The following is a 1,301-nucleotide window of genomic DNA, read 5'->3' as shown; positions in this document are numbered from 1 at the left end:
GCCCCCGCACACCGTGCGGCCGCGCGTCACCCCCGCCCGGGCGGCGGACCGCCGCCGCCCGGCTCGTACGACCGCCGCCGTCCGGCGGCGAGATGGTGGAGCAGACGTATGTCACGTACAGGACCGGTGAAGAGCTACGACGTCGTCGTACTCGGCGGAGGTGTGGCCGGGTGCGTACTCGCCGCCCGGCTGAGCGAGGACCCGGACCGGTCGGTCTGCCTGGTCGAGGCCGGCCGGGACTACGGGCCGCAGGGCGACGGATGGCCGCGCACGGTGCTCGACGCGCGGGGTCTGCCGCGCGACCACGTGTGGGAGCGGCACGCGGCCGCGCACCGCATCCGGGCCCGGATCATCGGCGGCTCCTCGTGCGTCAACGGGTGCTGGAACACCTGGGGCGCCCACGCGGACCACACGGACTGGGAGCGGGCGGGGGGCGAGCGGTGGTCGGCGCGGGCCATGGAACCCTTCCGCCGGGCCGCGGTGGACCACATGGGGCTGCGGCCGGTTCCGGAGAGCGAGTTCTCCGTCTGGAGCAGCGCAGCACTCGACGCGGCCGGCGAACTCGGCTACCCGCCGGTCGACATGGGCACCTCGGGCGCCCCCGGTTACGGCACTCCGCTCATCAACTCCTTCGACGGTCTGCGCTGGAACGCGGCGTTCGCCTACCTCGACCCGGTGCGGGAGCGCCCGAATCTGACGATCGTCGACGCGGCCCTCGTCGACCGGCTGCACGTCGTGCGCGGCCGGGTGCGGGGCGCCGACATCGTCCGCGGCGGGGAGCGGACCACCCTGGCCGCCGACGACTACATCGTCGCGTGCGGGACGTACGGGTCTCCCGCCGTGCTCCTGCGCAGTGGCCTCGGGCCGGCGGACCACCTGCGGGGACACGGCATCCGGCCCGAGGTCGAGCTGCGCGGCGTCGGAGCCAACCTGTCGGACCAGCCGGGTGTGTTCGTCCCGCTGGCACCCACCGAGGCACTCGAGGCCGCGCTGGCCGGCAAGGAGGCGGCGGGCGACCTCTACGTCAGCCGCATGCTGGTCAGGGCCGCCAGCGACCGGTGCCCGCCCGGCTCCTGGGACCTGCACATCCTCCCCGTGGCGGGCCCTCCGCTCTTCGGCAGCCTGCCGCCGGGCCGGTACGAGGCGGGTATCTCCTCCTTCCTCATGAAACCGGCCTCCCGGGGCCGGGTCGCCCTGCGCTCCGCAGACCCCACCGAGGCCCTCGACATCCGGCCCGGGTTCTTCTCGGACCCGGAGGGCCACGACCTGGCCGTGGTCCGGCGGGGGCTCGGCCTCGTCGC

At 75.2% G+C, this 1,301-nt stretch carries 1 protein-coding gene; it reads left to right on the top strand.

From position 1 onward, the window contains the following. Positions 1 to 108: 108 nt before the first annotated feature. Positions 109 to 1,301, top strand: a 1,193-nt coding sequence (locus B7767_RS34955) for a GMC family oxidoreductase (protein WP_085575590.1), incomplete at its 3' end; no start/stop codon positions are given.

Source organism: Streptomyces sp. 13-12-16, assembly GCF_002114215.1.
Lineage (GTDB): Bacteria > Actinomycetota > Actinomycetes > Streptomycetales > Streptomycetaceae > Streptomyces.
Note: the sequence above shows the minus strand (reverse complement) of the source record. Positions and strands in the feature narration are given on the sequence as shown.